The sequence below is a fragment of the Geminocystis sp. CENA526 genome (genome assembly GCF_050753365.1).
In the GTDB taxonomy this organism is placed as follows: domain Bacteria; phylum Cyanobacteriota; class Cyanobacteriia; order Cyanobacteriales; family Cyanobacteriaceae; genus Geminocystis.
Genome location: NZ_JBLZFY010000172.1, coordinates 1 through 5,351, shown reverse-complemented (window position 1 = coordinate 5,351; position 5,351 = coordinate 1). Strand labels below are relative to the sequence as shown.

Below are 5,351 nucleotides of genomic sequence, written 5' to 3'. Positions count from 1 at the left end.
TCTTTTTGCTACGGATTATAATGTTATCTTCTTTTTATCAGAAATTTGATGCTTTGTTGGGTTTCGTTACCTCAACCCAACCTACTGGTTATCATGTCACAAAAAATCCTGATAACTATAGCTTAGTAACTATGGGGGTGAAGAGACTTGAACTCTTACGATCGATTAAGATCAACGGATTTTAAGTCCGTAGCGTCTACCATTCCGCCACACCCCCGTCAAGCAATTTGCTTTTCGGTGTTTTGCTCACATTTATTTATTATAGCTAACCTCAGAAAAAAAAGCAAGGAAAAAAAAGATAATCAGAGCAAACCTTAATCAAAATTCCACATCACGGGGTTATCGTCTAAATCTTGGGTGACTTGATAGCCAATATCGCTAATTTTGATGACATCTTCCTGTGTGAGATTAACTTCTATGGCTTTGGCGTTGCCTTTGACTTGATTTTCATTTCTAGCACCGACAATGGCGTTAGTTTGGGGTTGGCGAATTAACCATGCGATCGATAACTGTGCTAGAGTGCAGTCATATTTTTCTGCTATGGGTTGCAGTTGAGTTAAAGCGGTTTGCACTTTTTCCCAATGGGAGGGTTGAAATAAGCGGTTATTTTTGCGATGATCACCTTCAGCAAATGTGGGATTAGTACCGAATTTTCCTGTTAAAATGCCTTGAGCTAGGGAAGAGTAAGCTAATATGGAAATGTTTTTTTCCATGCAATAGGGTTGAATATTCTTTTCTACTCCACGCCAAAACAAAGAATAAGGGGGCTGAATACTTACGATTTCTCCATATTCTAAGGCTTCGGCTAACTGTTCACGAGAAAAGTTTGATACTCCGATCGATCTGATTTTACCCTGTTGTTTCAAATCATTCAAGGCGCTCATGGTTTCTTCTATGGGTACTATATCACTATTCCAACTACCCGAAGGCCAGTGAATCTGGTATAAATCTATATAATCTGTCTGTAAATTTGTCAGGGAATTATGACAAGCGGTGATGACATCATCGTATTTAAGATGATTTGCGAATACTTTTGTGGCATAAATAACTTTGTCTCTAACATCCTTTAAGGCTTCCCCGACAATTTTTTCTGAATGCCCCTCGCCATATACCTCAGCCGTATCGATCGTGGTAATACCAGATTCAACAGCCTGACGAATCGCCTTAATACTTTCAGCGTCTTCAATGCCTACCCACATTCTTTTTCCCGTTTGCCATGTACCCATAATAATTGGGGTAATATAAATATCAGAGTTGCCTAGTTGTCTTTTTTCCATAGTGAATAATAAATAGTTTTTAATTCTGCATTTTTAATTCTTCAAGATTTTTCACAAATAATTTTCGTTTTCCAAAAATTTAGCTAGAATGTTTGTGCAATAAATCAAAATCATGACTAAATTATGACAGAAGATATTAACAAACTCAAAAAAATGATTGAAAATGCTTTAGCCGATGGGCGACTATCCCGTGCTGAAAGTGAGATGATAAAGAGGGCTATTTATGAAGATAATGTTGTTACCCCTGAAGAAGCACAACTTTGGCGAGAATTACAGCAAAAAGTTACAGATGGAGAAGTGATATTAGAAGGATGAAGAATGGAAAATTAAGAATGCAGAATTTCGATCGAACTTCCTCAAATATGAAAGAATAACTATCGTGAGTTAAAATTAGTGGAATAATATTTAACCTCTAATTATCTTCTTAATCACTGTGACAGAATCATCAAATTTACAACAGACTCCTCTTCATTCTTTATCTTGTAAAAGCAAGGCTAAATTTACCGACTTTGCAGGGTGGGAAATGGCTTTACAATATAGTGGATTAAAAAAAGAACATCAAGCCGTGAGAGAATCAGTGGGAATGTTTGATATTTCTCACATGGGGAAATTTTCGTTATCAGGAAAAAACCTTCGATCGAACTTAAACTATCTTGTACCATCAGACTTAACCACTTTAGAGAAGGGAAAAGCCCAATATACAGTATTATTAAACCATAAAGGGGGCATTATTGACGACATTATTTTCTACTATCAAGGAAAAAATGAAGATAATATCGAATCGGGAACTTTAATAGTAAATGCCTCCACTACAGCAAAAGATTGGGCATGGTTAAAGCAAAATTTACAAAATCATGATGTTGAATTAAAAGACAACTCTCAGGAATTAGCCTTAATTGCTTTACAAGGAAAACAGGCGCTAGAATATCTCAATCCTTTTGTCAAAGAAGACTTAAGCAACCTTCCCAGTTTTGGACATCTCACCACAGATATAGACGAGGAAAAAGTTTTTATCGCGCGTACTGGTTATACAGGAGAGGATGGTTTTGAAATAATGACTCCCCCTTCCGTTGCCCAAAAATTATGGCAACATTTTGTTAATAATAACGTTACTCCCTGCGGTTTAGGATGTCGTGATACCCTACGTTTAGAAGCCAGTATGGGTTTATATGGGCAAGACATGAATGAAGAAATAACCCCCCTCGAAGCAGGTTTAGGGTGGGTAGTTAATTTTAATCATGACTTCATCGGTAAGGAAATTTTAGTTACCCAAAAACAAGAAAAAGTCAGAAAACGTCTAGTTGCCATGGAAATGGAAGGCAAATATATTGCCCGTCACGACTATCCCATTTTGGTAGATAATCAAATCATCGGCAAAATTACCAGTGGTACACTATCTCCTACCTTAAATAAAGCGATCGCACTAGGTTATGTACCCTATAATTATAGTAAAATTGGGCAAAAATTGATGGTAGAAATTAGAGAGAAATTATATCCTGCTGTCATTGTAAAAAAACCCTTTTATAAACGAGACAAATAACTGTTAATTATAAAATTGTAGGTTGAGTTAGCGAAGCGTAACCCAAAAAAAAATAGGCAATTCTTGATTACATTAATCTGCTACTATTTAGGGTTTGATAAAAAAGTATATCCATTATAAAAACAGGAATAAATACTAAACAATAAAGGTTTAATTATTAATTATAAAATTAAGATAAAAAAGATGAGTGAAATTTGGCAAAAACCAGAAATTATTAATTGGACACAAATTATTTTAGATAGTTATTATCAACTATTAGGAAAAGAATTAATCGACAGAAATGGGGATGAATTAACTCAAGCAAAAAATTTATTTTATGCTGATAAAGTAGTTTATTCCCATGATACCCAACGTGATCCAATTTATAATTATAGTAATGAAAAAGGTTTAAAATTATGGGAAATAGATTGGAAAACTTTAACGAAAACTCCCTCTCGCACAACTACTCAACCTTTATTAAGAGAAGAAAGACAAAAATTATTAGAAGAAACTATTACTAAGGGTTATATGACTAATTATCAAGGTATCAGAATTTCTAGCACAGGAAAAAAATATCTAATTAAAGATATAACTGTGTGGAATTTACAAGATAAAAATGGCGAATTTTGTGGACAATCTGCCACTTTTTCTCAATGGGAAAATATATCAGAATTAACAATTAACAATTAACAATTAACAATTAACAATTAACAATTAACAATTAACAATTATTCACTATCCTTATCAAAAGACTGTTTAAGTAACCCCTAAATAAGAAACTTATGAGTGAAAGAGTCCAAAAAATTTTACGAGAATGGGGTGTTGCATCCCGTAGAGAAGCAGAAACGATGATTTCTCAGGGGAGAGTTAAGGTTAATGGGGTTAGTATTCAACTCGGAGATAAAGCTGATCCTTCTCAGGATTCGATCGAAATTGATGGTAAAATATTCAATAAAAATTTTCGCCCTTCTTTAGTGTATCTTTTACTCCATAAGCCTAAAGATTACATTTGTACTTGTGATGATCCCCAAGGAAGAAAAACGGTGATGGATTTATTACCTCCTGAGTTAGCACAAGGGAAGGGTTTACATCCCGTAGGGAGGCTCGATCGAAATTCTACGGGAGCGTTATTATTAACCAATGATGGAGAATTAACTCTAAACTTAACTCATCCTCGCTATCATTTAGAAAAAATCTATGTTGTCACGGTAAAGGGTAATATTCCCAATAAAATTATACAACAATGGTCGGAAGGATTTATGTGGGAAGGAAAACAAACTCTCCCCGCAGAAATTACCGTCATTCAAAGACATAATAATCAGACTAAAATGGAAATAGTACTTCGTGAAGGGCGTAATCGTCAAATTCGTAAAATTGCGGAGTTTTTTGGTTATCCTGTTATCAGTTTACATCGAAAAGCGATCGGTTTCTTAAAAATTGGTTCTTTATCCTCTGGAAAATATCGTCATTTAACGAAAGAAGAAATCACCATGTTAAAAGAATTAATAATTAAGAGTTAAAAATTACTCAATAATTTAAGATGATTTAATAAATTTTAATTTCTGCCTAATTATTCTTGATTTCTATATATAAATTTGTTCATTATTACTTTATTTTTTATACATATTGTTTATTAATTTTATAAACTTTAGCAACTTTTTGATATATTTGTTATTATGAATTTTTTTAAAAAATCTCCTGTTGAAACCATTGATTATAACCAAATTCGACAAGAAGAATTAAATAATATTGCTACCTTAATTAGAGATAAACTTGAAGAATTAGATTTCGATCGAACTATCATCTCAAATCAATTACATATTCCTGTAAGTATATTAAAAGCGATTGAAAATGCAGATTTATCTCATTTACCTGAGCCTGTTTTTACCAAGCAGTTAATCAAAAAATATGCTGATTATCTTAAATTAAATGGAACGAAATTAACTGTCAATTTTCCCGTAGAATTAAATCCTAAACCAAATCACAAGCAACATCATTTTAGAACATCAAATTTTAGACTTAATCTCAATATAAAGCCCAAACATTTATATATTTTTTATTTTTTAATCTTATTATTTTCTATTAGAAGTTTAAGTGCTATTTTAGAATCATCGATTTTTACTCAAACAAAAATCCCCCAAAAAGAAGTGATTGAAACTAACACGAATCCTCCTCCTCCTCCTCCGGCGAATAACAATCCCGAAGTAATTCCTATTGTGGAGAAAAAAGAAGAAAAACCCCCCACTCCTGATGAATTAAGTCTTAAAGTTACTCTCAAAGATGACTGTTGGGTAAGAGTCACGGTGGATGGAAAACCAACTTTTGAGGGTATCCTCACCAAAGGCACAGAAAAAGAATGGGTAGGGAAACAAAAAATTACTATCCGCGCTGGAAATGCTGGTGGTTTAATGGTAAGCGTTAACGGTGAAAAACCTCAAGAATTTGGTAAAGCTGGTCAAGTACAAGAAAATACTTTTGAATTACCAACTCGATCGTAAGCTAACCTGAGTTCGATATAAAATGATGAAGATAAGAGGGGGAGGAGGGGGGAGACT

6 protein-coding genes and 1 tRNA gene are annotated in these 5,351 nt (G+C 33.7%); 5 read left to right on the top strand and 2 right to left on the bottom strand.

What is annotated here, in order from left to right:
• Positions 1–132 precede the first annotated feature (132 nt).
• Together ACN4EE_RS21905 and ACN4EE_RS21900 are read right to left on the bottom strand one after the other, a co-directional pair.
• Positions 133–217 (bottom strand) — tRNA-Leu (locus ACN4EE_RS21905).
• Between the two features lie 97 nt (positions 218–314).
• Entirely contained in the window at positions 315–1,277 is a 963-nt protein-coding gene (locus ACN4EE_RS21900) for an aldo/keto reductase (RefSeq protein WP_431708640.1), read from the bottom strand.
• A gap of 123 nt (positions 1,278–1,400) precedes the next feature.
• Between ACN4EE_RS21900 and ACN4EE_RS21895 the strand changes: the two genes are divergently transcribed.
• From ACN4EE_RS21895 to ACN4EE_RS21875, 5 genes are all read left to right on the top strand, one after another.
• On the top strand, positions 1,401–1,592 hold the full coding sequence (locus tag ACN4EE_RS21895; RefSeq protein ID WP_431708639.1) for a tellurite resistance TerB family protein: 192 nt from the start codon (positions 1,401–1,403) through the stop codon (positions 1,590–1,592).
• 118 nt (positions 1,593–1,710) lie between these two features.
• Positions 1,711–2,817, top strand: a complete 1,107-nt coding sequence (gcvT, locus tag ACN4EE_RS21890; protein WP_431708638.1) for a glycine cleavage system aminomethyltransferase GcvT — start codon at positions 1,711–1,713, stop codon at positions 2,815–2,817.
• A gap of 183 nt (positions 2,818–3,000) precedes the next feature.
• Positions 3,001–3,486 (top strand): MEKHLA domain-containing protein, encoded by a 486-nt coding sequence (locus ACN4EE_RS21885; RefSeq protein WP_431708637.1) that lies wholly within the window; start codon positions 3,001–3,003, stop codon positions 3,484–3,486.
• Positions 3,487–3,578: 92 nt separating this feature from the next.
• Positions 3,579–4,316: a pseudouridine synthase gene (locus tag ACN4EE_RS21880; protein WP_431708636.1), complete on the top strand. Its 738-nt coding sequence runs from the start codon at positions 3,579–3,581 to the stop codon at positions 4,314–4,316.
• Positions 4,317–4,472: 156 nt separating this feature from the next.
• Entirely contained in the window at positions 4,473–5,294 is an 822-nt protein-coding gene (locus ACN4EE_RS21875) for a helix-turn-helix domain-containing protein (RefSeq protein ID WP_431708635.1), read from the top strand.
• Positions 5,295–5,351: the final 57 nt, after the last annotated feature.

Bases quoted from the DNA above. Each gene is read 5' to 3' on its own strand.
- ACN4EE_RS21900 (WP_431708640.1), bottom strand. From the start codon at position 1,277: ATGGAAAAAAGACAACTAGGCAACTCTGATATTTATATTACCCCAATT.
- ACN4EE_RS21895 (WP_431708639.1), top strand. From the start codon at position 1,401: ATGACAGAAGATATTAACAAACTCAAAAAAATGATTGAAAATGCTTTA.
- ACN4EE_RS21885 (WP_431708637.1), top strand. From the start codon at position 3,001: ATGAGTGAAATTTGGCAAAAACCAGAAATTATTAATTGGACACAAATT.
- ACN4EE_RS21880 (WP_431708636.1), top strand. From the start codon at position 3,579: ATGAGTGAAAGAGTCCAAAAAATTTTACGAGAATGGGGTGTTGCATCC.
- ACN4EE_RS21875 (WP_431708635.1), top strand. From the start codon at position 4,473: ATGAATTTTTTTAAAAAATCTCCTGTTGAAACCATTGATTATAACCAA.